Below are 25,903 nucleotides of genomic sequence, written 5' to 3' on the forward strand. Positions count from 1 at the left end.
GAAGGGATGAAACAGTGAGTGACCAAACGTCAGACATCAAGGTACTGACCGACGAGCTTCGCCGATTCGGGCACCGGCCGCTCGGCGTCGAGACCGCCGGGACCGCGCAGCTCGCGGCCGCCGCCGGTGGTGGCGGCAGCATGATGGCGGAGGCCGTGCAGTTGCAGACCACCCATCAGGCCGCCGCCGAGAACGTGCTGGGCTTCATGAACAACGTCGACCGCGGCCTGCACGGCTATCGCCAGGGCGTCCAGAACATCGCCACTACGTACGACGCGACCGAGGGCGAGGTGCTGACGACGTTCAAGAACCTGATGCCGATGGACGCCGGGCTCCCGGCGCTGCCCAAGCCTTCGCGCCGCCTGACCGGAGGTGGCGACGATGCCCGGGTATGACCAGATCACCGGCTCCGACCTGCCCGGCCTCGCGCAGGCGATGCAGCAGCTGGTGGAGATCGCGCAGGGCGAGAACGCGACCAGGGAGAGCCTGACCTCGGCCATGAACATGTGGCCGACGGCCGCCGAGGCTTTGACGACGAGTACGGACGACTTCAACCGGGCCGCTGTCGACGTTCGTCAAACCTGGCAGGGACGCCACGACGCACCGCTGTTCGACACCGCGGTGGTGAACAGCACGAAGTCGGTCCAGCGATCTACCGAACGAATGGATGCGCCGGCTCAGGCACTCGCGGGGGCGATCGATCAGATCGGCGCCACCCAAAAGGCTGTCGGACAGGCACAGTCGACGTTCAATCAGGGCATCGAGCAGTGGAATCAGATCCTGCAGAGCTCACCGCTGGCCGCCCTGCTGCTGATGCCCGCGTTCACCGAGGCGCTGACCCCGGTGGTGCAGCAGGCCGGCGTGGCGCTCAACCAACTGGGTCAGCAGTATCAGTCGGCCGGCCAGGTCGTACAGCAGGCCGGCGAAGGTCACCAGTGGGTCGGTCCGCAGGGAGCGGACACGGGAAGCGACAACTCAGCGCTTCCGCCGGACACGTCGGGCCAGGGGCCGGACGGGAACGACGGCAACGGCTCCTCGGGATCCGGGGACGACGGCAGCGACGACCAGTCCGGCGGCCAGTCCGGTGACCAGTCGGGTGGCGACGACCAGTCCGGCTGCGGCAACGACGACCACGGCGGCGACGACCAGGGCGACGATCAGAGCGGCGACGACAGTGGTGACGACAGTGGTGACGACGGGAGTGATGACAGCGGTGACGACAGTGGTGACGACGGGAGTGATGACAGCGGTGACGACGAGCAGGGCGGCACCGGGCTGGCCGGCATCGGCGTCGTAGCGCGTCCGACGATTCCCATCCCGTCGAGCGGGATCGCACCGTCTCCGCCGGCCGGCCTCTTCCAGCCGCCGCCGACGACCATGCCGTTGATGCCGGTCGCGCCGGTCGGGGCAGGGACCTCCGGAAAGTCCGTGACGAACGGTTCGCAACTGAGCCCGTTCCCCTTCGGCACCGGCAAGACCGGCGGTGTTCGCAGCCACATCACCACCGGTGGTCTGGTCAACATCGGCGGCAGCACGGACCGTCAACTGCAGCCAGCGGCCAAGCCGGTGATCGGCAGCATCTCGATGAGCGAGAGCCACGCGCCGCAGATGTCCGCGCCGAACGGAGTGGTCTCACCTGCCGCCTCGTCGGGCGGGACGAACGGCGCGACCGGTCCGATGGTGCCGGGGATGGGAGCCGCGGGTGCGGCTGCCGGGCTCGGCGCTGGTGACGACTCGTCGCGGGCTCGTCGTCGGAGGCGCGCCGAGACGAACGTGGTCGACGGAGTCGAGGTGACCCCGGTCGGCCCGGCTCCCGGCGTACCGACCGGTCTGCGCGGCCGCTCGGCGCGACCGGAGGACGGCGACTTCCAGCCGTTCCTGCCACTGCTGCTGAACAAGCTGCCGAAGCAGAACAAGGACGAAGGTCTGAAGACCCTGCAACTCCTCGACGAGGAACTGTGGGCCGTCGACGGACCGTCGGCCGACCAGGTGGTGAAGCCTCACACCGCAGCAAAATAAGCAGTTTGGACCGGTACGACGGAACACTCGCGCCTGGGTGTTCCGTCGTACCGATCGAGCCTGCCTCTGGACCGGATGGCAGGTGGCGGTCACGGCCGCCACCGCGGCGGATCGGGTCGGAAGACTTGATGCATGGCCATTCCACCGCCGACCGACAGCCCGTGGTGGCCATGGCTTGCCGACGCGTGGGAGACCTTCTGGCCGTCCGACGACGAGGATGCGGCGGAGGCCTTGTCCGTGGCCTGGAACAAGGCCGCCGACGAGCTGCAGAAGAGCATCGACATCGCCAACCGGGGCGCGGATCAGGTCAGTACCGCCTGGCTGGATGTTGCCGGGACCAACTATGTGAACGCGATCCGGAGCCAGACCATGGCGGAGGACGGGCTGGTCCAGGTCATCGCGATGATGCGGCAGTTGGCCGGGATGGCGCACCAGTACGCGTCGGACGTCCAGCAGGTGAAGTACCAGGTGAAGGTCGACCTGGCCATCAACCTCGCGCTGTTCTTCCTCACGACCGCGCTGCCGCCGGGGCTCGCGGACCTGGTGCGGTTCCGGCTGGCCGGTCAGATCCTGACTCGGCTCCGCGCCCTGATGTCGGCGATGATCCGGCCGCTCGAGGTCACCGCCAAGACGATCCGGTCGGTCGCCGGAACGCTGAAGGAGGCCGGGCTCGGGGTGCATGCCGGCCACTCGTTCGGTCATCTCCTCAAGGAGGTCGTGAGTGAGTCGATCGAGGAGATGGTTGTCGACGGGACCGCGCAGTGGTTCGGAAAACATGGCGGGTACCTGGACTCGTACAACACTCAGTCGATCATCGTGAGCGGACTTGCCGGTGCGGGTGGAAGCGTGCTGGGTACGGGGATCAATCCCGTGACGCAGAAGGTGATCGCCGATCCGATCGCCAGCGCTGCCCGCCGGGTTCATCTGCCGGGGCCGATCGCCGAGCACGTCGTTCCGATCCTGCCGACCACGGCGTCGAACTGGGTGTCGTCGTCGGTCTCGGGCTTTGGTGCGCAGGCGGTCGTCGACGGCGGGGTGAAGAATCCGGACGGCACGGTGCGGGGCGTGACCTGGAACGACGTTGTCGTCGCCGTTCGCGATCAGGGGTTCGCTTCGGCGGTGATGGGGTCGGCGCGGTTCCACTCGGTGACGCTCGGATCGCAACTCGGCGACGCCTGGTCGCGCAACCCGATCACCCAGTTCAACGAGGCGCAGGCGGGGCTCGCTCATGGTGTTGCATATGCGCCCGCTGAAGCTGTCTCCCCGGCACCTGCTGTGACCCCGGCACCTGCTGTGACTCCGGCGCCTGCTGGGTCGGTCGCTCAGGCACCCGCTGGGGCCGCTAGTCCGGGGGCTGGTGAGGTGGGGAACTCGGCTGTCCTGCAGAACGGGTCAGTCGTCCAACAGCAGGCGAGTGGGCCGCAGATCGTCGGTACGTCGGGCAACTCTTCCGCCGGAGCCACGGCGTCGCGGTCGTCTACCGGCAACGCGGCGCCTCACCAGCAGAGCGCACCCAAGCCATTCGATCGAGTCGAGGAACAACACCCCCGAAAGTCCATCGAGCCGGCGGAGGATGACCAGTTTGTTGCTCAAAGCATCGATCAACCTGTCGGCGAGCAGTCAGAGGCAGTAGTCGCACAACAGCCGGAGCACACCGCTCAGCACCTGGTCCAACTTGGTGAGCACAGCGCTGCCGAACGCCAGACCGCATACGGCCAGCACACCTTCGAACCGCAGAACAGCACCGCCCACCACTCGCTCGACGCCGGACCGGCCGTTCAAGAGCAGACCCTCCAGGGCCAGGTCGTCAACGGGCAGGCGGCCGGCGGTCCGGTCGCCGGCGGGCAGGTGGCTGAGGGGCAGGTTGTCGGCGGTCAGGTTGTCGGTGGGCGAGTGGACGGCGGGCAGGTGGTTGGGGAGCAGGTTGTCGGTGGGCAGGCGGCTGTCGGACAGGTGGTCGGCGGGCAGGTGGTCGGTGGTCCGGTCGTTGGGGGCCGCGTGGATGGCGGGCAGGCGGTTGGTGGGCGGGTGGTTGGCGGGCGGGTTGTTGATGGGGCGGGGGTTGGTGGGACGGGTGGTGGTGGGATTTCGGGGGAGGGTGCTGGGATTGTTTTGCGGGAGGTGATTCGGGGGGCGGGGGGTGGTTCGACGGGAGTGGACGGCGGGGGTGGGCGGGGGACGACCGACACCGGGGCGGCGGGGGGTCGGTTGGTTGACGGTGCGAGGGAGGGGGAGCGGGCGCCCGGCGTACTGGAGCTTGGTGGGGTGCATCGGGTTCAGGTTGATCTTGGTACTGGGGCCGTTGGTTTGGAGAGTCAGGCGTTCCTTCGGGCGCAGTTGGTTGAGGCCGCGCCTGAGTTGGCTGCGCATTTTGGGCGGCTTCCGCTTGTTGGGCTGACCGGTGCGGTGGTTGCCGCTGTTCCGGCTGCTGATCGGGCGCTGGTTGCGCAACTGGTCGACTCGCGCGAGATCGCCGCGTTCGTCCCGACCGTTGGCATTCTCATCCGCCCGGACCTGACCGTCGCGGAGCTGACGCCGGCGGTGATTCAGGCGTTCACACACGCGCACGACCTGGCACCCCAAGCCCTCAACAAGACCGGTGACCGGCGCAACCATCCGGCCGTGCTGGCGCAGGAAGCGCACGACGCCCTGGACCGCGCCGAGCATGCGTTGTTGGCGCACCTCGGGTCGACGCAGTCGATCGAGCGAGAGGCTGCAGTAGGAACGGAGGCGCTGCGCGAGTACGTCACAGCGCTGCAGGAGGCGCGCCTGCTCACGCACGATGCGGAAGCGGACCTTGCGAAGCTTCGACGCGACGAAGTCTGGGACGAGGTCCCGGAATCGTTCGTCGAGCTCATGCTGACGTACCGCCGGCTCCACGATGCGTCCCTCCAGCTCACCAACTGGTCGGAGCCCGGCCTCGACGTGCTGAATCCGGCGACGATGAATCAGTCCGCGATCGCCTGGAACGAGAAGACCGGACAGTGGTCGGCCGGTCCGCTGGCCCAGACGATGGCCTATCTGGATCTGGTTGCCGAAGGCCAACAGGCCGTGGTCATCGAAGGACAGCGCGCGCCGCGGGTGACCCGCGAGGTGATGCTGCAGGCTGTCCGTACCGTCCCGCTGGACAAGGTTGCCCTCAGCAAGCGAATAGGCCGTAACTACAGCCGACGAGCCACGGCACAGCTCGAGGACGAGGCGTCGGTCGCGTTCACCGACCCGGAGGCCCAGCGGATCTTCCTGCACCCCGGCCTGACGTCGACCGAATGGCTCGCGGCCTTCCTCCACGAACAGACCCACCTCCGACTGTCCGCCGCCGATCGCGACATCCGGAGTGCGGCCCGGGAATGGATGGCGCGATCGTTGCCGGAGTACGCGATGCTCGCCGACATCGAGCTCGACGAGGTCTGGGCGATCTCGGCGGAGCAGAACTTCTACGCTGGAGTCCGGCTGCTGACCGAGACTCTCCCATCGCAGGATTCCCAGCAGCTGCTCAGCGCGGCCGTATCGGATCCGGACCGCTGGCTGCTTCCCGAGGGCGCGATGGTCATCCCGGCTGGATGGCTGACCACGCGGCCGCAACTCGCCGCGGCCGTCCGGATGCTGCAGCACCGCACGTGGAATCGCAACGACGCGTTCGACGCCGGGCTGTTGATGCTCGCCGACCTGACTTCGCTGGAGGAAGCCGAAGCGGCGGACGCGGTCATCTCCCAAGTGCTGTTCGTGCCCCTCGACGAACTGTCCGAAGCGATGAACGACGCTCACGAGCTGCTTGTCGACCTGCTGCCGAGCTCCTCGGCCGGCCACCTCCTGTACCGGATTCTCCGGCAGCTGCACGGATTCAACGGCCACGAAGGTCCCGCTCTCGCGGACCTGGTGACGGGGCTGCTGGAGCAGTCAGAACATCGACTCGGTCAGCGGGTGGCCCGGGCGCGGGAGGTGGCTCACCAGCGCTTCGGCGAGGCGTGGCACCTGCCGCCGTTGCCGGATGTGCCGACGCGGGACCAGATCGTCGACTGGATGGAGGCCGTCAGCCAACCTCCCAACGCGGCCGAACTCGACCCCGCTCAGCAGTTGGAGAACGAGCTACGTCACGTCGAATCGGAGCTCGGCGATGTCGAGGCCAAGATCGACGAGTTCGGCGCCGCCCTCAGAGAGGCCCAGCGCCCGGAGACGAAGACAGGCGATCGAGCCAGGTACGCCGGGGGCCGGGAGGACCTGCCTGCGGCGTGGACCGAGCAGCGCCCGTCGTGGCTCGCGATCCGCGATGAGGTCAGGACGCAGCGCGCGACTCTCGAGACCGCATCGATCGTCGGCGGGGATACGCCGCCTGGACTGATTCCCGCGATGCGGCGGTACGAGCAACTGGTCGACGAGGTGATCGAGCTCGAGCATCAGGCGGGGCTCGACGTACCTGACTTCGTGTACGGCGGCGCGGATGCCGACGTACCCAACTCGTTCACTCGACTGGTGGCGACGTACGAGGCGCTCCACTTCGCGGCGCTGACGGCGTTCGGGCCGACCGCGACGAAGTTCGACCCGCTGAGCGCATCCGGGGCGGGCCGGACCGTGTTCCGGGAAGCTGATGTGGCCGCCACCTGGTCGGTGCCAGACCTCGCCCGGGGGATGGCGTACCTGGGCCTGATTCACCAAGTGCAGTTGACGACTGACGTGGCCCTGAGCCGGCAGATCCCGATGCCGGACGACAAGTTGATGTCGCTCGCATTGCGATCGATCCCACTGACCGCCGAGGCGATCGAGGAACGCCTGGGCGCCGACGGTCTGATCCGGTTGCGGTCACAGCTGGAGGACCGGTACGTCGTGGCACTCGCCGACCCGGTGTCCGGAGTGCCCGTCCTCATGCCGGGGCTGACGATCCAGCAATGGCTGTCGACGTTCCTGCACGAGTACGGCCATCTGCGGGTGGCCGACGACGGCCTGCACGGTATCGGCGCCCGAGCCGGCATCGAGCGGCTCGCCGAAAGTCTGACCGACTTCCAGGACCTGACTCCGTCGGAGCTCGAGGAGATCTGGGTCATCGAGGGCGAGCAGAACCTCGCCGCCGGATTCGCCGCCGCTGCAGAAGCAGAGCCGGCATCGACCGATGCCGGCGGTCCGGATGCCTGGCTTGACCCCGACGGCCCGCTGCGACAACCGATCTCGGATTTCGCCACCCGCCCGCAACTCGTCGCCGCGCTGCACCTGCTGCGCACCCGTGTCCGCCCGGCCCTCGAGTCGGCGGTCACCGTCGCCGAGGCCGAGTACCTCGCAACCATCCCGGACCCGACGCCCTGGCTGGGGATCGAGGGCGAGACCTACGTCGACGCCCTTGATCTCCTGCGTGGAGTCCAGGTGGCCACTCAGAATGGCGCCCGGCTGGGTGCAGTGGCGACGGCGCTCGACCAGGTCCTGAAGAGTCCCAGCCAGCAGGCCCTGGCCGAATTGCGCACGGCGCTGGATGCGGCACTGGACACGCGGCCCTCGTCGGAGGAATGGCGCGACGAGCAGTCGACGCGGCTGAGCATCCTCCGGATGATCGGGCGGGCCGCAAGCGACGGTGACGCCGAAGCGCTGGAGGAGCACTTCCTCAGCCTCATGGACGCTGTGGGCGCGATGATCCTTCAGGAAATCAGCACACCGCTGGCACAAGCCCGAGGACTCCTTGCCGACAAGGGTTTGCTCGCGGACGGTGATCTCGCTTCGGTTCTCCCCACGGCGCGCCTGACCGCTCTGACCGACCGCGTCAGCGATCGTCTGGCAGCGATTGCCGACAGGATTCTGCGGGCGAATCCGGACGACGAGTTCCGCTTCCAGGTCGCGGCGCATGACCGGGTCAGGCTGGCCGAGGACCGGCTGGAGGCCGCCATACGCCGGATCGAGGAGATCACCGACCGGCTGGAGGCCAGTGAGCCACCTCCGGCCGAGGTCGATCACAAACACGGGCAGCCTGAGGACTACGTCGTCGTACCGCGGTCGATGGATCCGGTCGGCGACGCGAGGGCGGCCGCGACGGCCATCCGGGCGGAGACCCTCGGGTATCCCGGCGCGGCCGAAGAGGGCGACATCCTCGATCGGTACGTCGACGCACTCGACGAGCTCCAGTTGCGGATCGAGGAGCTCGACGGTGTGCCGCTGACCGGCGACAACCAGGTGACTCTGCCCGAGGTCCGGCAGCTGATGGCTGCGTACCGCGAGGCGCACGCGCTGGCGTTGGAGTACGTCGAGGCGATCGGTGGACCGTCCCAGCTTTCGACCGAGGAGTTCGCGAAGCTGGCGCTGCTACACCCGCTCGGTACGGCGGGACTCGCGGTCCAGATCGATCCGCGGACCGGTCAGTGGAATGTGGCCGACCTGGCGGTGTCGCTCGCGTTCTACGAGGAGTCGAGGCTGGCGTTCGTCCAGAGCGGCAACCCGGTCGCCGATCGATTGCCGGTGGTGGACGATGCGACGGTGCAGGCGGTGCTCGACTCGGCTCCGCTCGCGGCCGAGGCGATCGCGCGGAACCTCGGTACGGTGACCGCGCAACGATTGCAAGGGGTTCTTGACGACGAGCACGCGTCTGCCGCCTTGTACGACACGGTGTCCGGCCGGCGCTTCGTCGTACCGGGAATGTCCGTTCCGGCCTTTGTCTCGGCGGTGATCGCGCATGAAGGGACGCACGCGGAGTTGGCGTCGTCGAGCGAGGCCGGCGTACGAGCGAGGGCGGAGGCTGAGTCGGCCGCCGAGTCGCTGGCCGACTATGTGCGGCTGACGCGGTCCGAGACGTACGAGGCGATGTCCGCGTTCACCGAGGTGGTCCTTGCCGATGGGGTACGGCGGTTCGGCCGCTCACTCGGGATGACCGACGAGGAGCTGCTCTGGACGCACCCCGAGCGGGACCATTGGATGCTCGGTGTGGCCTCCGACCGGATCCACGAGCTGACGAAGACCGAGGCCGTGGCCATGGTGCTGGGTCTTCGAGCGGGCATCGGTGCGGTCGACGAGAATCCGGTCGTCGGGCCAGGGTCTTCGGGCGGGTACGTCGGTGGCCGGTTCGTTTCACCGTGGCACGGCAACGAGGCGCAATGGCTCTTCGGCCAGCTCGACAAACCCGATCTGGTCGTGCTCCGGCTCCGTCAGGTGCATCCGACCCCGGTGGAGGACGGAACCCCCTTCGGTTGGGCGTTCGGCGGCGATCCCGGCGATCCCGTCGAGCACCTGTTACCTCCAGGCGCTGTCTTCGAGCCAAGCGCTCTCGCGGATCTCAATCGGCAACTGCGCGAGTTGGTCGAAGGTGGCGCCGAGCTCGTCGTGCGACTCAGCCGGACCGGCGACGGTCTCCTGCACGTGCTGTTCCAGGTCGATCACCCCGCGCCGGCAACCAAGCACCAGCCGTTCGAGCACGCCCTGGACTTCACGCTCAAGTACCAACCCAGAGTGCCGGGCCTGGCGAGTCGGATCTGGTCCGGACGATCCGGTCTCGGTGGCATCAAGGGGGTCGCCGACACCCTGGCCCGAGCGTCCCTCGCCGGCTATTTTGTTGCTCAGGGCATCGTTGACCCGCTCCTGCTGGAGTGGCCGCTGCGAGCCCCCGAGCTCGGCGCGTCGGCCCAGCGGTACCTGCGGATCCTCGGCCTCGGCTATCTCGGGGTCAACGCCGTGGGCACGCTGGCTGCCGGGGTCTACTACTTCGGGACCCACGAAGTCCGGACGACGCCACTCGATTCGACGCACCTGGAATCGGCCCTGCAGGAGATCAGGCTGGACGAGGCCGGCTACCTCGCGCGGAACTACACGAACGTTGCCGCGGGCATCGACATCGGCGATCATCTGTACACCGCAGACGGGCACCTCCGCGCCATCGAGACCGCGACGGGCACCGAGTACTACCGCCGCGTTCCGTTGGATCTGTTCAAGGCACTCCAGCAGGGATCGGATCAGCGCGTCTTCCGGCCCGAATGGGTCCCGACCGAGAGCGGCGTTCTGGTCCGGCGACAAGTCGAGATCCGCCCGCCGTACCGGGCCGAGCCGTTCCGTGACGCCGAGCTCAAGGTCGCCACGCAACCCGGCACCGGGCTGTTCGGCCTGCCGGGGACGCGTCTCACCGTCACGTCGGCGATCGGTCCGATCGAAGGCTTCCGGCCGCACTTCGACGCCGAGGTCCTGCTCAACGACCGCTACTCCGGACCGAACACGACCAAGATCCGGGTCGCGGGCGAGACGTCGACCCAGCCGCCAGGCATCGGGTTCCGCAACGACACCACCACGTACCTGTTCCGGTTGCCGAGTATCAGCACCAACGCGATCAACCTGAACCCTGGCCGGGTCGTCGATCTCACCGATCCCGGGAACTGGCTGAGCGGCCGAAGCCTGCAGATCTTCAACGCACGCGGCTACCTCGACGTCGGCAACCGCACGCGGGGTCGCGTCGACCTGGTCGTGCGCCCGCAGAGCATGCAGTCCGATCAGCCGTACCTCCAACGCCTGTATCTGCGCGAGCGGCAGACTGGGTTCGTCGAGGCCGGCTCGGGTATCGACTTCGTCAAGGTCACCCTGGCGAACGGCGAGACTGTCAGCCTCAACGCGTACGAGGAGCTCCAGCTCTATGCGCCGGATGTCCGAGCGCAGGTTGACCTCGTGCGGCACGGACGACCGACATTCGACGTCACGCAGGTTCTCCAGGACCTGCTTCCCGGCATCGAGCTCGATCCGGCCGTGCAACTGTCGTGGACAGGAACGCCCCCGTTCAGCACGCACCTCCCCATCCTCAACCCCGCGCCTACCCCGCCCGAGGCCCGCGCGGACTACGGCTTCGACCACAAGCATCGGCGGCCCGAGGAACCCACCGTCGCGCCGAGGACGACCGATCCGGTCGGCGACGCCAAGGCGGCGGCGTCCGCGATCCTTGCGGAGACAACCGGCTACGCGGGAGCTGCCCAGGAGGCCGCGATCCTGCAGCGGTACGTCGGGGTCCTCAACCAGGTCGAGACGATCGCCGAGGAGCTCGAAGGTGTGCCGTTGAGCGGACCTGGCCGGGTCGAACCGGTCGAGGTCCAGCGGCTGATCGCGGCGTACCGCGATGCACATGCCTTGGCAGTCGAGTACGCCGATGCGATCGGTGGGCCTGGTGAGCTGTCGACGAACGAGTTCGCGGCACTCGCCTTGCTGCACCCGCAGGGCCTTGCGGGGCTGACGGTCTCCGCGGATCCACTGACCGGCGGCTGGCGGATCGCTGAGGTCGCCCACGCGTTGGCCGCGTACCAGGAGTCTCGAGAAACCCTTGTGCAGCAGGGGATTTCGGCGGTTGACGGGCTCCCGGTGGTCGATGACGACCTGGTACGCGCGGTGCTCGACTCGGTTCCGTTGGAGTCGCACGCGATTTCTCACCGTTTCGACGACGACGTCACCCTGGCCAGGTTGGGGACTGTGCTGGCGGACGTCGATCCTTCCACGGCCGTGTATGACCGCGTCACCGGGCGGAGGTTCGCCGTACCCGATCTGTCGGTGCCGGCGTTCGTGTCGGCTCTGGTCGTGCATGAAGGGACCCATGCGCGGCTGCGGTCGGGCAATGCTGCCGAGGCCGAGGAGGTCGCGACGTCGCTGGCCGGCTATGTGGAGTTGACCCAGCAGGACAGTCACGAGGCGCTGGCGAACTTCGACGAGATCGTCCACCAGGTTGGGCTTTGGGAGCTCGGCCGCTCGCTGGGGATGACCGACGCCGAGCTGCGCGCCGCGCTGGCCGGGCCGGACGGGTGGATGGTCGGACTTGGCGACCGTTCGATCGACGACCTGAGTACGGCGCAGTTCGCCGCCCTCCTGCTCAAGGTCCGGCACGGTCTGATCCCTTCGTCCGACCCCTCTCCCGCCGCAGATCCTGGGGTTTCACGACCGGCGGACCAGACGGATTTGCGGGCCGGGCCGCAGATCGCCGCCGCGGAGGCGCTCCTCGCTCACGTCGAGAACGGGGACCAAGTGCGCGGCGAGCTCGCGGTGCTGGCCGACACGCTGGGCGGAATGGCCGCCGGTGTCCAGCAGCGGCTCGAAGCGAAGCAGGCGAGTACGGCGGCGGCGCAGACCGCGATCGCCGAGGCCGCGGAGAAGATCGCGAAGGCCGACCAGGCCCTGGACGAAGGTCGGCATGCCCGCCGCCGCGCGGCAGAGGCTGACGCCGAGATCCAAGTGGCCACGGTCGAGCGGCATCAGCAAGTGGTTGCTGGGTACAACGATGCGCTCGGTTACCTCGAGTCAGCCCGTGACGCGTACCTGACAATGCTGAGGGATCAACCGTCGGGTGTTCTGGCCCGTGAGGCCGCCGACAAGGTCATCCTCTACCGGGCGGCGATGGAGCGGCTCGCGCCACCGGCCATCAGCCTGCCGACCGCGATGGCGTCCGGCCGGCTGCCGTTCCTGACCAGGCTGGCCGCGCGGGTGAACGACGTACTGATTGCTGAAGGCATCGATCATCGGTTTACCGCGGAGAGCCTGCAGGACAGGTTGCTCGCCGAGTTCGGGCAGTTGACGACCGCGGACGGCGCGGTCCTGCAGCTCGGTACGGCGACGCCGGGCGAGCTGCGGGTCCGACTGCATGCGAACGAGTTGATCGAGGTGCTCGACCCGCCGGTGCGGGCCTCGGAGACGACGATCGGCCTGTTGCCCCAGGGCGGCCGGCGGATGTCGACCGCAGCGGCCACCAGCCTCGGTGGCGCGGCCGGAATCGACCTCGGCAAGTTGCTGCGGTCGGTGGCCCCGGAAGGCTCGGTGCTGAACTCCCTTGGCAAGGTGATGAAGCTCAAGCTCGGTCCGTCGCTCAGTCGGTCCCGGACGGTGTCGGCCGGCGCCGGGGAGTACGCGCTCGGTGGTGGGGTCGAGGACAACCGCGGCGAGTCCGTCCTGTTCAGCGCGACGGCATCGTGGGACCTCAGTGTTCGTACGACGCGGTCCGCTTGGTCGGACGCGGGCAGCGTCACGAGTGGCGCGCCTCAGGACACGAGCGACCTGAAGCTCCATTTCTCCCACGCCTACACAGTCCCTCCGGCGACCCGCACCGCGACGATCGACGAGTCCGAACGCGCGGACGTCCTGCCCGAATATGGGGTCAGCTCGATGGACGGACTGGAGGAGCTCAACACCAAGGTCCAGCGGCTGGTCGACGATTCCGTTCGTGATCAGATCCGTACGGCGGTGACGACAGACCTCCCCGGACACCTGCGGGAAGCCACCGGTGACGGCCTGGTCCGCCCGCTCGTCGTGGACGGCCGAGCCGCCGGGCACGTACTGATCGAGTCGACGCTGCGGTTCGAGCGGGTCGAGCTGGTCGGTCCGCAGAGCAGGCAGCACTGGAAGGAGAAGCTCCGGATCGGGTTCAGCGCGAACTGGGGTGCGCAGTCGTTCGGCAGCGGCATGTCGATCTCGGCCGAAGGCGGCCTCGCGGACATCCCGGGCCTCGGTGAGCTGAAGGACTTCGGTGGGCCGTCGGCGAGTGTGGGCCGGACAGCCGGACGCAACGCGGGACTGAGCGTCGGCAACCAGGCGATCCACGTCGGCGTACAGCGCTTCACCGGGCCGACACAGGGCTACCGGATGGTCTTCGATCACAAGGTCACCGTCGTGCTCGACGGCAAGGACGCCCGCCAGGCGACCGGCAGCAGTGACGGCTTGCTGCGGCTCCAGGTGAACGACGCCTACCGGTACGGACTTCCCGTCGACGCGAAGGCGTTGCGCAAGAACGTCGACGGCACTCCACTGATCGTCGACGGCCGCCAGTCCGTCGACGGCGATCCAGGCATCGATGGTCAGATCCCGGGGCGCAAGCTGGAGCTACCCGACTTCGCCGGATCCGCGGCGGGGCAACTCCGCGGTGCTGGACCCTGGGCGGTTCAGGACCTCACCGGACACACCGAGGCTCTCCGCGCTGTCCTGAATCGCCTCGCGGAGAAGGGATTCGGGCCACCACTCGATGCCGAGGGCAACCCAGACCTGATGCAGCTGCCGACGAACCCGGTCGAGCGGCAGGGCATGCTGACGAACCTGACCGAGGTCCGAACGCAGTTCTCCGCGCTTCGGCTGGAGACCGGTTACGACATCGCCGCCCAGACAGGCCTGTTGCTCACCCTGGTCCGGCCGTCTCTTGGTGCGGCAAGCGAGAGCCTGACGCTGCGCATCGACCTCGACCAACAGTTCGGCGGCCAGCGCCTGCTCGGCGTCACCACCGACGAGAACGTCGTGATCCTCAACATCGGCTCGAATCCGGTCGGCCGCTCCGGCGGACGAGGAACGGCCTGGCCGACGGCGGTCAAACTCGGCGTCGCCGCCAAAGACGGCTCTGCGAAGGGCGGCTTTGCGGTCAACCGGACAAACCTCGGTCGGAGCGTCGGCTGGTCCGCCGGCAGCACGGTCAACCAGGTCACGCTGGTCGAGAGCACCTCGCCGGTGGTGAAGTTCCACCTGCCGCACACCTTGACGGTGACCGAGCTGATCGACGGCCGTGAGCTGGTCATCCACCGGAGTTCGCCCGGCGTCGGGGCTGTGGTGTCGATGGACAGCGACTTCCTGCCGTACGACGATTCGTCGCCGGGCCGAACGCCGTACCGAGCGATCGAAGGCCGAGTGAAGCCGGAGATCCTCGATCGGGGCACACTGCTCGGCCTCGGTGTCGAGGATCTGCAGGCGGCCGTCCCACCGGAGCTGCGGTTCGATCCGACCGCATTGCAACAGGTCGCGTCGTTCCTGAATCCGCGAAACCTGATGTCGCACCCGGAGTGGACGCGGACGCCGTACCGGACGCACGCGGTCGTGCGTGGTGGCGTCGTACCCAAGGTGGCCGGCGTCGCGGTCTCCGGCACGGTTCGGGATGCGGAGTTCGTCTCGGTCACCGATGGGGTGTCCGGTGACATCAATTTCGCCATGTCCAGTCGTGCGACGACCGGGGCGACGACATCGGGTGCCGGCGCGGAGGTCAGCGGTGGGCAGGTCGATGGCGGTGCCGAACCGGCCGACGGGGCTGTTGCTGCAGGCAAGCATTCGCGCAGTCGGTCCCAGCAGAACACGCAGCTGCAGATCTCCGGCGATGAGCGGCTGGCGATCGAGGTCGGCCGGCACTACGTGTTCCGGGCGCCGGTGGACTTCGAGCTCGAGGTCACCGATGGGACGGTCGCGGGCAACCTCTCCTGGGGTGCGACCTCGTCGACCTCGACCGGCACGGCGTTGTTCCAGCTGCCCGAGCGCGACGGCCTCCGGTTCTACTCCGAAGGTGAGCTCAGTCTCCCCCTGCACCAGGTCGCCGACGCGATCGAGCGGCTCGTCAACGGTGATCTCGCGCTGGATCGTCGTACGACGATCTCCTTGGTACGGCGGTATCGCGCCGAGCTCGCCATCGCCGATTCGCTCCCCGCTCTGGCTGGCCGGCACGACACCGCGACCCTCACCGGCCTACTCGAGGACCTGGTCGGCGCGGCACCTGACGGAGCCACGCTGGACGTCGTTCTCGATCGGGCCGAGCAGCTCGCTGTCCAGCCGGTCGCAGTGCCCGACCTCTACGCGCACACGATGGGCAACAGCCTGGTAGAGAGTGCGGAGATCGAGGGCGGCATGTTCGGCGGGGTCAGCGGGACGATCGAGGACGCGATCGGTGGCCTGATCGAGCCGGATCCGGTGCTGGCCGAGGCTCTGTCCGTCGACCTCGCCGGCAAGCGGTGGTGGGGCCGGCTCGACGACATGCTCAGCCCGGGCGGTCTCGTCCGGAGTTACCCGTTGACCCAGACCGGCGGCGGTGTCCAGCAGCAGGTCACTGTGCGGGTCGTTGCCCGGTTCACCGATCAGGCGCAGAGTCTGGGCCAGGTCAAGGGTGTCATCGGCATCATCCAGCGCTACCTCTATCACGAGACGTCGCGGGTCGAGGGGCGCGGCCGATCGACCGGTGGCACCGCGAGTGGGGACACGGGCCATGGTGATTCGAGCTCGGTCGGCACGGATCGCGCGGGTGGTGTGCGGGCGGGATCCGGCGAACAGCTCACCCGCCTGGAGCGGATCGCGAACTTCACCGGGATGTCCCGGGTTCGGCGCCGCCTGGAGTTTTCGATCGAGGCGGTCGTCGAGTCCGTGGATACCCAGGGGCAGCTCCGCCGAGGGCTTCGGCGTACAGCCTTGGGTGCACCGCGCGGCGCGAGTACGACGGTCGCCGGCGCGATGGTCCAGCTGATCCCGACCGATCTGCTCTCCAACGCCGCGCCATCCGACGGGTCACCCGACGGGTCGCTCGACGGGTCGCTCGACGGGCGGGAGGCGATCCTTCCGAGTAGCTACTTCGTCGACGGGACGATCCCCTTCGGGCCGGGGAACCCGGTCCAGGACGAGCTTTTCGATGCTGTCAGCAACGAGCTGAGGAGCCCGCAGTTGCTCGGTGAGAGCGGTCTGGAGTTGCACAAGACTGCCCTGGCGGACCAGTTCTCGGCGTCGGCACGGAACGCGACGTTCTCCCGGATGGCCACCACCGAAGGCCATGCGATCGTTCCGCTGCCGGTCCCCGGGCACGCGCGCAGGGTCGTCGAGGTCAACGTCCGGGCCAGGGTCCACGACGTACAGATCGTCTCCGGGCCGTCCGACGAGGTCGAGCTCGGCGAGGTGAACCGGATCCAGCACACGACCTCGGTTGGGGTGACGTTGGGACGGCTTCTGCCTGCCAGTGGGTCGTTCGGGTTCGGGGGCGGCGAGGCGAGTTCCGAGCGGGCGGCCGGTGTCGACGGCAAGCTCAGCGTTGGCGAGCAGGTCGTGGACGGGGTCGACGATGCGTTTGGTGGCCGGCGGGAGCGGAGCCGGTTCGAGAAGGGTTCGGTCGTGACGGTCCGGGTGCAGGTGAGCTACGACGTGACTCTGTCGCAGACCCGGCTTCGCGCGGACGGTGGTGGTGCGGCCGTCGGCCGGGTGGTGGAGAAGCCTGGAGTGGCGACTGGTCAGGCGTATCTCACGATGTTCGAGCACGAGTACGACGCGATGATGGCCCGCCTCGGGGCCGGAGACTCGATCGCCACCGCCTGGAACGCCGCGACCGATCCCACCCGCGCGGACGCTCCGACGCCAGACGGTTCGGGGCCGCACGGTTCGACGCCGGTTGGTCTTACGCCGGTTGGTCCGGTGCCGGTTGGTCCGGTGCTGGGTGGGTTGCCGGTGGGGAGTCCGTTGCGGGATGGGCCTTCGGCCGAGTACGACCCGCAGCAGACGTTCGCGGAGATTCAACGGGCGTCGGGACGGCAGCGAGAGGGCTGGCGGCGGGTGATGGCTGTGATCGACCGGGTCAAGGGCCGCCCGTCCGTCGGGGACTTCGTCGCGGACCTACCTGACTCCGGGACTCGGCTAAGCGAACTGGCGCGCGACGTACCGGCTGAACCTTCTGTCGAACCGCCGCCGGTCGTGGACGGGCAGCGGCAGGTCGAGCGGCATACTCCGACCACGAAGGACGGCTTCCTGCGCGGCAGCCATCCGCGGTTCTGGGGTCGGTGGGTCAGATCGGGTACGCCGGGGGCCACGGTCGGCGAGGTGATCGCGGCGATCGAGACGTTCCGCGGCCGGCCGACGAAGGCGACGCCTGTTCTGGTGCCGGAGCCGGGTGGGATGGACCGGCTGCTGGACTACACCGGCGGGACCGCCCAGTTGATGGCCGAGCCCGACAGCGTCGAGGCCACGCAGGCTGCACAGAAGGCTGCCGACAAAGTCTTGCTGGCGGCCGGTTCGGAGTCCTACCGCATCGATATCTACACCTGGGCAGACGGCACCCAGCACGCGACGCTGGCCTTGAACGTCGGCGGCTCGATCGTTTATCTGGACCCCACCAGCGGCGAAGTCCACGACGAGCGCCCGATCTTCGGCCAGGGCGGCGTGCACGGCGACATCACCCGCTTCGAAACCCTCCTCGTAGACGCCGCCGACACCCCAGTCCCCCTCCCCGAAAAACCGCTGGCGCCCTCCAACCCCCGCCCAGCCACCCCCGACTACATCCGCTTCCTCCTCGCCCCAGGCGACACCGTCGACCAGCAACTGACCTGGCAAGCCAACCGCCGATCCGAATACACCACCTGGTCCACCACACGCCCACAAACGACAACCGCACCTCCCCGCGGAAGTACTGCGAAGGCCGGAAGTGCCGCGAAGGCCGGAAGTGCCGCGAAGGCGGCGACTGCAGGTCCGGGGGCAAATGCGGTATCGAGTGGATCCGCCACGGCCGCGCGGGCTGGCTCGCCGGAGGCCGCGTACTCGCGGCAGAAGGCGGCCTCGCCGCAGGCTAAAGATTCCCGGTTGAGGGTGGTGCATGAGCGTGAGGAGTTGATCTCGGCGGCAGCTGGGGTTGGGTTTCGGATGGTGGGGGTGCGGACGTTTGAGGTTTTGACGTCGGGCGGGGAGGTGGTTCGGGGGGAGGTGACGTTTGATGGTGGGGATGCGGTCCGGGCTCAGGTGGAGCCGTTGGGTGGGATCGATCCGGGGGCGTATCTGATTCGGATCGGGACGAAGGTCGGGAGCTCGTACGAGCGGCAGCTCGGGAACGAGCAGATCGTGATGCTGGTGGCCGACAAGGTTCTGCAGGTGGCGGCGCGCGTTGACCTCGCGGCCGCGGCGACCGCGGCGATCTCAGCCGCGACGGACGCGCTCAGATCGCTGCCAGAGCTGGACGAGACAGCCACCCTGACGGTCTCGCAAGCGATCACCGGTTTGAAGGAACTGCGATCCGCCGTCGACGACCCGATCGGCGCGGGACCGATGGCTTTGGCCAACGCAGCAAGGGCTCGCGACCTTCTCGCCGTACTGGTGAAATCACCGCTCGGCCTCGATCCGATGCCGGTCACCAGAGTCGACGAGGCGATCGCCGCGGTCTCGGAGCTGAGTACGGCGTTGACCGCGCCCGACGCGCTCCGCCTCGACCCACGGATCCCGACCGAGCCGTCATTGGCCGACCGTGGAGTAGAAGCGCAGCTACACGTCCTGGCCGGCCTCCTCCGGGAGGCATCCAAGGACCGACCGTGGTTCGCCCGGCTGAAGTCATGGAAACAGCAATACCTGCACGACAAAGACGTCCGAACCCTCTTGCGCAATTGGGGTCTGCTCGACCAGATGCCGATCCTGGCGACCTGGTGGCGCCTGGCCGGCACCGAGGGCTTCCGCGAGCGACGCGCGTTGCTATCTCCCGAGTTGGCCGACGTCTTCGCCACGTACGGCCAGCGTCGACTGATCTATGTGCCCGAGGTCCGACCCGCCGTGGACGCCTCGCTACTCCAGGAGAAGCTCCCGAGGCTCGGCGAGTTCGCCGGCGCCGGCGTCACTCAGGTCAGCGAGGCCGAGCTCGCGGCGTTCCTCGGCGAGCCCGTCGACCCACATCCGTACGAAACCGCCTTCTGGATCACCCCGAATGCCGGAAAACCCTTCGCTTTGTACGCCGAAGCCGGCCACACCGGGGATCCGACCAGACAGGCGCGGGCAGTGATCGGCGCCGTCGGCGTACACCTCGTGGTCAACAACACCCTGGACTCGTCGGCCGCAATCCGCGAAGTGGCCCGCGAGCTGGCGACCGTCGTCGCCTTGGCCGAACTGGCCACCGCGCGGTCGGTGACCCTGGCTCAGTTGGCCGCCGTTCGTGAGCTGGCCGGCCTGACCCGACGCGAGCTCGAGTGGGGCTTGACCGGCGTAGAACAGGCCGAAGCCACCGCACTGCGCATGACGCTCGCCGACCTGAGGCACCGGCTCGACCTGTCCGACCCGTCCGCCCTGGAACGGTTCGGCGATCTTCGGCCGAACGTATTGGTGCCAGGGGCAACGGCTCGCGGCCTCCGCCGGCTGGCAACACCGTCCGCGGAGGCCGATGCCGTGATCGGCGAGTTCACCGCGATCGATCGCGGCGAGATCGCCCATCTGCAAGCGGCCGTCGACGAGTACGGCGAGAGCCGGAGCTGGTGGGAGCGTCGCGTCGAGCGGCAGCGGCTCAACCGGGAGGATTTGTCGCGGCTCGGCCTGTCGAACGGGATGGCCGGCAGCACAGAGCTGGTCATGGCCCTGCCCAGCGAGCTGTCCGCCGCCTTGCTGAACCTGCGTTCGGCTGGATCGGAATGGGCCGTCGACCCGAAGCCGGTGCTGACCCCGGAGCAGGCGTTCGCGGCGGTGATTGCGGCTGGCAACGATTTCTGGTCCGCCGTCGGTGCCCGCCCACTCGACGACGGCCCGGTGGTCGACGAGTCCGGGACCAGGCTTCGTTTCCAGACCGCCCGCGGCCGGCTGTTCACCCTTCGGTTGCACGGTGGTCCGCTGGACGGCGTCCAGGGTGAGATGCGCCGGATGGCCGACGGCGAGTTCACCGCGAAGTTCTTCCACCGGTTCAGCGCGGAGGAGGTTCGGAACCAGCTCGCGTACCTGATCGCGACAGCGCGGGACCTGACCGACGGCGGCGCCGGTCGGGACGAACCGATGACCACCGACAGGTCGCCGGTCAGCCCCGGCAACCTCGCCCTGCAGCGCTGGCTGCGAACGCAGGCCGACAAGTCCGCGGGATCCGATCCGCCCTCCTGGCGGGCCCGGCGTCGAGCCGCGGCGGAGTTGCGTGTACTGCACGAGCGGCTCGGGCTCGGCGCAACGAGTTCGTCGTACACCGATGGCGTCTCCGAGGTGGCGGACGTCGATCCGGAGCTGGGAGTGTTCACGCGGCGGTTCATCGATAGCGGCAGTCGGCCGCAGCGCAATCAGAAGCTCGACATTTCCCAGCAGGTCACGACGATGGCCGAGGGCGAATCGATCAGCCGGGTGGCTCCGCTCAAGGCATTCCTGGTCCGCTACGGAGTGCCGAACGGCGGTCTGTCGCTGGTCGGCCTCGGGTTGGCGCACTACTTCCACGGTGACCTGGACGCGGTCTTGCCGACGGCCATCACCACCGCGGCCTTCGCGCTGCAGACAAAGGCCTGGACCGTCGGCGCGGTGCTGACCACCTACTTCGGCGCCGCCGGCGGCATCGGCGCCGGCTTCTTCCGCGCGATGAAAGAGCACGCCGGCAAGGTCTCCGAAGAAGAGGCGGACAAGGCCAAACGCGCCACGACCGCGCCGGCCGGGCAGTCGGACGGATTCGGCGAGGAGGCGGTCGAGGCGGCTCAGGCCGCCGTCGAAGCATTGCGCACCCAGCTGCGCGAGGACCTCGACCGCCAACAACGCCTAGCGGGACTGTTGCCGACCCTCGCCCGGCGGATCGAGGCCGGTGAAATCAACCCCCACGACCTGCGCGCCGCGCTGTCAGGGGCCACGACCTCCCACGGGCCGGCTGTGGCCGAGAACCCGACCGTACGGCGTGGTCCGAGCGCCTGGGCCGTGTCCGCTGCCACGGGCATCCGCGGGGTTCCGACGTACGGCGACACCTTCAAGCGAGTCATGATGCCGGCCGGCATCCGGGCGATGGTCACGTTCCTGACGTTGGGGCTTGGCGCCGGACAGTACGGCTACATGAGTGTGCTGGTGCTCGGGCAAGCGTTGCGGATCGTGCTGGAGCCGTACTCGAAACTGGGTCAGGCCTTGTCGATGCAGCAACAGCTCGCGCTGGTGCGTTCGTTCGACGCGCAGACCGAGGAACGCCACGGCGACGGCCGCGAGCAGGCCACGGTCCGTGAACTGGTGGCCGGGGCGGTCGATCCGAGTCTGGCCGCCGTACGGGCGCAGACCGAGGGCGCGCGCCGGGTGATGGCGGTGCTCGAGCGGTTCGCCGATCCGTCGGTGCGGCCGGCTTCCGCCGTACCGACGCATCCCGTCATCGGCCTGACCCCGCGACCGTCGCCGCCGCTGCATCGACCGTCGATGTTCCCGGGGCTCGGGCGGGCGTACCTGGCCAAGATCCCGGCCGATCTGGTCGCCGGGCTCACCGGCGCCGGGCTGGGAATGATCGTCGATCCGCTCAAGTCCTCGGTCGTCGCGGCCGGCCTGATCGCGGTCTATCTGGCGTACGTGCCGGGCGAGTACTTCGGATACAAGTACGCCGAGCAGCGGATGGAGAACCGGCTGAGCTACGACATGCTGCCGCTCTACCGGCAGCTGCGCCGAACGATCGCGGAGTCGTCGCGGCTCACCTCCGCGGAGTTCGCCGACGCGGTCCGGAATGCGCTGGCGACAGTGCCTGCCGACGTACGAGGTCAGCAGGAGCAGTTGGAGACGTATGTCGCCGGGATCCGCGCCCTGCTTGGGGTCTCGGACGATCAAGACCCTGCGCATCGGCAGCTGGATCCGGGTGAACTGGTCGGCACGTTCGTGACCGCGAGTCCGCCGCCGAGCCCGAAGCCGCCCGGTTGGACCTTCCCGACCCGGGATCTGCCGGCCGGAGCCCTGCAGTCACTCGTCGGCTGGCTCCTCGTCGGGCCGGTGAAGGGCGCGGCCGCCTCGCTGGTGATCACCAACCTGGTTCAGTCGAGCATGTTCAGCATCGCCCAGAACGTCGCCAACTGGAACTCCACCAAGGCCGAGATGGACGGCTGGCGCGGCCAACTCCTGCAGGAGCTGCTGGCCCGGGTCCGGTCGACATCGGCGGCCGCCGGCGTCAACCAGGACAAGATGCTCACGGTCGCTTCGGAGTTGGAGGAAGTTCTGCGTCACCACCAGGAGCAATCCGGCACTGCGCCCGAACTCCTTGACGGTCTGGCTCAGGTCCACGACGCCATCCAGGGTGAACTCGACTACAAACGTGGCCATCCCGAGGAGTACGCCGTACCCCTTGGGGCCCCCAAGGATCGCGTGCGAGCTGCCCGTGAACGCGCCGAGAAGATCCGGCGGCAGCTGCAGGGTCGTCGGCCGTGGGACGCTCCGGCGACCACTGAGAAGGTCCAGCTCCTGGGCCGGTACATCGGCGTACTCGAACGCATCGAGCAGTTGACCGGACCCGCTGACGCGCAGGTCGACGCCTTCGTCCGGGGCGCGACTGGTGACGTGCCGGTGGAGTTCCGGGAGTTGATGGACGCCTACCTGTCCGCTCACCTGATCGGCCGGGAGTTGGGAGAGGTCGGGTCGATCGAGGAAGCGGAGCTGTTCGAGCTGTTGTATCCGGTCGGGATGGCGTCGACCGCGGTTCGGGTTGACTCGCGGACCGGGCGATGGATGACGGGTGATCTTGCGGCGGCGTTCGTCTACTACGAGCTGGTTCACGACACGTCGCTCGCGTATCAACGGACGCTGCTGGGCGAGGTGCCGGAGTCCGGGCGGCTGCCTGGTCTCGACTCCGATCGCATCGCGCACGCGTTGCGGTCGGTGCCGCTGGATGGTGATGCGATCAAGCGCCGTCTCGGAGGGGATGACCTGAGACGGTTGCAATCCGTGCTCGACGAGGGCGCGACGTTGGGGCTCTACGATCCGCAGTCAGGGCAGATGTTTGCTGCGCCGGGGCTGTCCGTGACGGCGTTCCTGTCCACGGTGGTTGTGCATGAAGGCCACCATTACCTGCTGCGTGCGCGGGGGAACGACGGGGACCGGGCGCGGCGGGTCGCTGAAGAGAACGCGACACGCCTGGCCGGCTACGTGGAGCTCAACCAGCAGGAGGCGATGGAAGTCGCGGCGCTGGCTGCGGAGGCGACGTTCTACCGGGCTGTCACGCAGCTTGCGCAGTACAGGATGGTCTTCGACGGGCGAGCTGTTCCGCAGCCGGATAGGTGGCTTGCTGCCGAGGATGGGGCGCAAGGCCGTCACCTGGATCCCAGTAAGGTGCAGCGGCTGGATCGGACCCAGTTCGCGACTGTCTTGCTGGCCTTGCACGACTGGTCGTTGAGACAGCGGGCTGACGCCGCGGAGCTGACGGAGCTGAACGAGCTGGCTCGCGAGGAGCTCGAACGGCGTCTCCGCGAACCCTTCCTGGAATCGATGGACGAGGTCGAGCTGACCGAGGTGATCCGGACCGACGCCGCGCTGGCTCGGGATCTCTCGAAGGCAGCCGCGGATCTGCTGGCGGCGACGGAGGATGTCGCGCTGCCGCCGGAGGAATGGCAGAACCGACTGGAATTCGCCGGCGCGGTTCTCCAGCGTGCGGTCGACCTGGAGCTGCTGGATGGCGACAGCGAAGCGAGGTGGGCGCTGATCGAGGTCGCGGTCCAGGAGCCGGTGGGACATGCGGCGACGCTGGCCCTGCGGCAACAGGCGCTCGCACCGGTGCTGGCGGAGTTCTCACTCCTGATGTTCGGCCTCGATCTGGACGTCAAGGAAGGCCTGCAGATCAACAAGCAGACGGACCTGGTCGCCCTGCAGAACACCATCCTCCAGCGAGAGTCCGACGCGAACGCATCCACCTCGGAATACCTGGCCGGCCGCGAGCGAATGCTCAACCTGACCAACGCACGCACTCAGGAAGGGGCCGAAGGCAACGAAAACTCGAAGGGCCGGGACAGCCAGGGTGATGCGGACAACTCGGGTGGTGCGGAGAGGGGGCGGGCGCGGCGACGGAAGGTGCTTGCGGTTGCGGTGGTTGGGTTGCTGCTGGTCGGGATCCTGGTCGCATTACGAGGTGGTCCGCCGCCTCCTCCGCCGCCGGACGACGAAGACGACGACGAGAAGAAGCGCAAGAAGGCTGAGCCGAAACCAGAAAGTCAATCCGATGCAAAGCAAGCCGGTGATGGGCAGCAGGGTGGTGGTGCGCCGGAAGTGGGCTTGATTGGGCGGGTGCTTCGGGGGGAGACGGTTTAGAGGTCTCGGGCCTCGTCCAGGTAGGCGGCGCCGTGGGAGATCAGGGTTTGGATGCTGTGCAGGCAGCGGGTCAGGAGTTGGGTGGGGGTTGCGGCTTCGGAGAGGAGTTCGGTGATGTGCCAGAGGTTGTCGCAGGTGTGGCCCCACTTCCAGAGTTCATAGGTGAAGGCGGGGACCTTGACGACCGGGCCGGTGGCGGTGGTGCCGATGCCGTAGCTGAGCAGGTCAGCGCGGTCGTTTCCGAAACCGACGAGGAGCGACCGGAGTCGCACCATCCGGGCGAGCTCGACGGCTTCCGGTGTACCGGGGTCGAACTCGATGATGAGGTCGCGCTTGATCAGATCGTCCAGGACACCAGTGGCTCCGGGGATGCCGGTCGCGCGGACCGCGCCTTCCAACGCGGCGCGGGTCCACGGCGGACCGGCCGGACCTTCGGGCAGACCGTGGGCGAGTGCCCAGATCGCGACCTCGCCGTCGTTGTCCAGCTCGTACGTGCGCCAACCGATCCGCACCACGTGGCTCGCGTCGTCGTGATCCGGCCCGGTGTGCGCGGCGCCCAGGTAGTGACCGACGGGAAAGACGAGCGAGTTCATCAGTCCTGACCCCCAGCCGAAAGCTGCGTCGAAGGATGACTCAGGCGTACGTCGACATCCACGCACGCAGCGTTGACACTTACCAACGCGTGGAGCGACTGCAGGAATCCAGTCAGCAGCAGCTCCGGATCAACGAGCTCAGGATCGTCCAACCCAGCGGCGCGAGCGGCGCCGGCCGCGTTCTCGCAGGTCCTCCACAAGGTGTCGTCCATCGCGGACCACTGCCAGACGTCGTAGATCGCCAGGCTCACCTGTAGGACAGGATGGTTGAGGAAGCCGATCCCACACAGCGACGGTTCGGCCGCCGTGTTGCCCAACCCGAGCATCAACGGAGTGACCCGGTGGGCCCGCGCGAACTCGATCCCCGCAGCCGGATCGACCTCGGCCAACAGGCCGGATCCCAACAGCTCGTCGACAACGTCCGGCGTACCAGTCGCCTTGGCCAGCTCGACCACCGCGTGCCTGGTCCAAGGCGTCTCGCTCTCGACCGCCTGGCGGCTTCCGTGCGCGAAGGACCACAGCGTGAAGGTCGGCGCATCCAGCTCGTGGAAGGTCACGCCATGCCGGACGAGCTGGACCGGCGCGGCGTCGACGTACTGCGTGCCGGCGTAGTGACCGATCGGGAAGAGAAGGAGTTCTGCCAC

General features: G+C 68.3%; 5 protein-coding genes. 3 read left to right on the forward strand and 2 right to left on the reverse strand.

Going from position 1 to position 25,903, the window contains the following annotated elements:
* Window positions 1-14 precede the first annotated feature (14 nt).
* The 3 genes from ACWF4Z_RS34650 to ACWF4Z_RS34660 all read left to right on the forward strand — a co-directional run bounded on the left by ACWF4Z_RS34650 (window position 15) and on the right by ACWF4Z_RS34660 (window position 24,666).
* Window positions 15-395 (forward strand): hypothetical protein, encoded by a 381-nt coding sequence (locus ACWF4Z_RS34650; protein WP_452247435.1) that lies wholly within the window; start codon window positions 15-17, stop codon window positions 393-395.
* Entirely contained in the window at window positions 382-2,019 is a 1,638-nt protein-coding gene (locus tag ACWF4Z_RS34655) for a hypothetical protein (protein ID WP_452247436.1), read from the forward strand. Before ACWF4Z_RS34650 ends, ACWF4Z_RS34655 begins: the two co-directional genes overlap by 14 nt.
* Window positions 2,020-2,151: 132 nt before the next feature.
* Window positions 2,152-24,666 (forward strand): WXG100-like domain-containing protein, encoded by a 22,515-nt coding sequence (locus ACWF4Z_RS34660; protein ID WP_452247437.1) that lies wholly within the window; start codon window positions 2,152-2,154, stop codon window positions 24,664-24,666.
* Here the strand turns inward: ACWF4Z_RS34660 and ACWF4Z_RS34665 are convergent.
* Together ACWF4Z_RS34665 and ACWF4Z_RS34670 are read right to left on the reverse strand one after the other, a co-directional pair.
* Entirely contained in the window at window positions 24,663-25,259 is a 597-nt protein-coding gene (locus tag ACWF4Z_RS34665) for a hypothetical protein (protein ID WP_452247438.1), read from the reverse strand. The two genes, ACWF4Z_RS34660 and ACWF4Z_RS34665, sit on opposite strands and share 4 nt — an antisense overlap.
* A complete protein-coding gene (locus ACWF4Z_RS34670) occupies window positions 25,259-25,903 on the reverse strand; it encodes a hypothetical protein (RefSeq protein ID WP_452247439.1) in 645 nt (214 codons plus the stop codon). Before ACWF4Z_RS34670 ends, ACWF4Z_RS34665 begins: the two co-directional genes overlap by 1 nt.

Source organism: Kribbella sp. NPDC055071 (assembly GCF_053608045.1).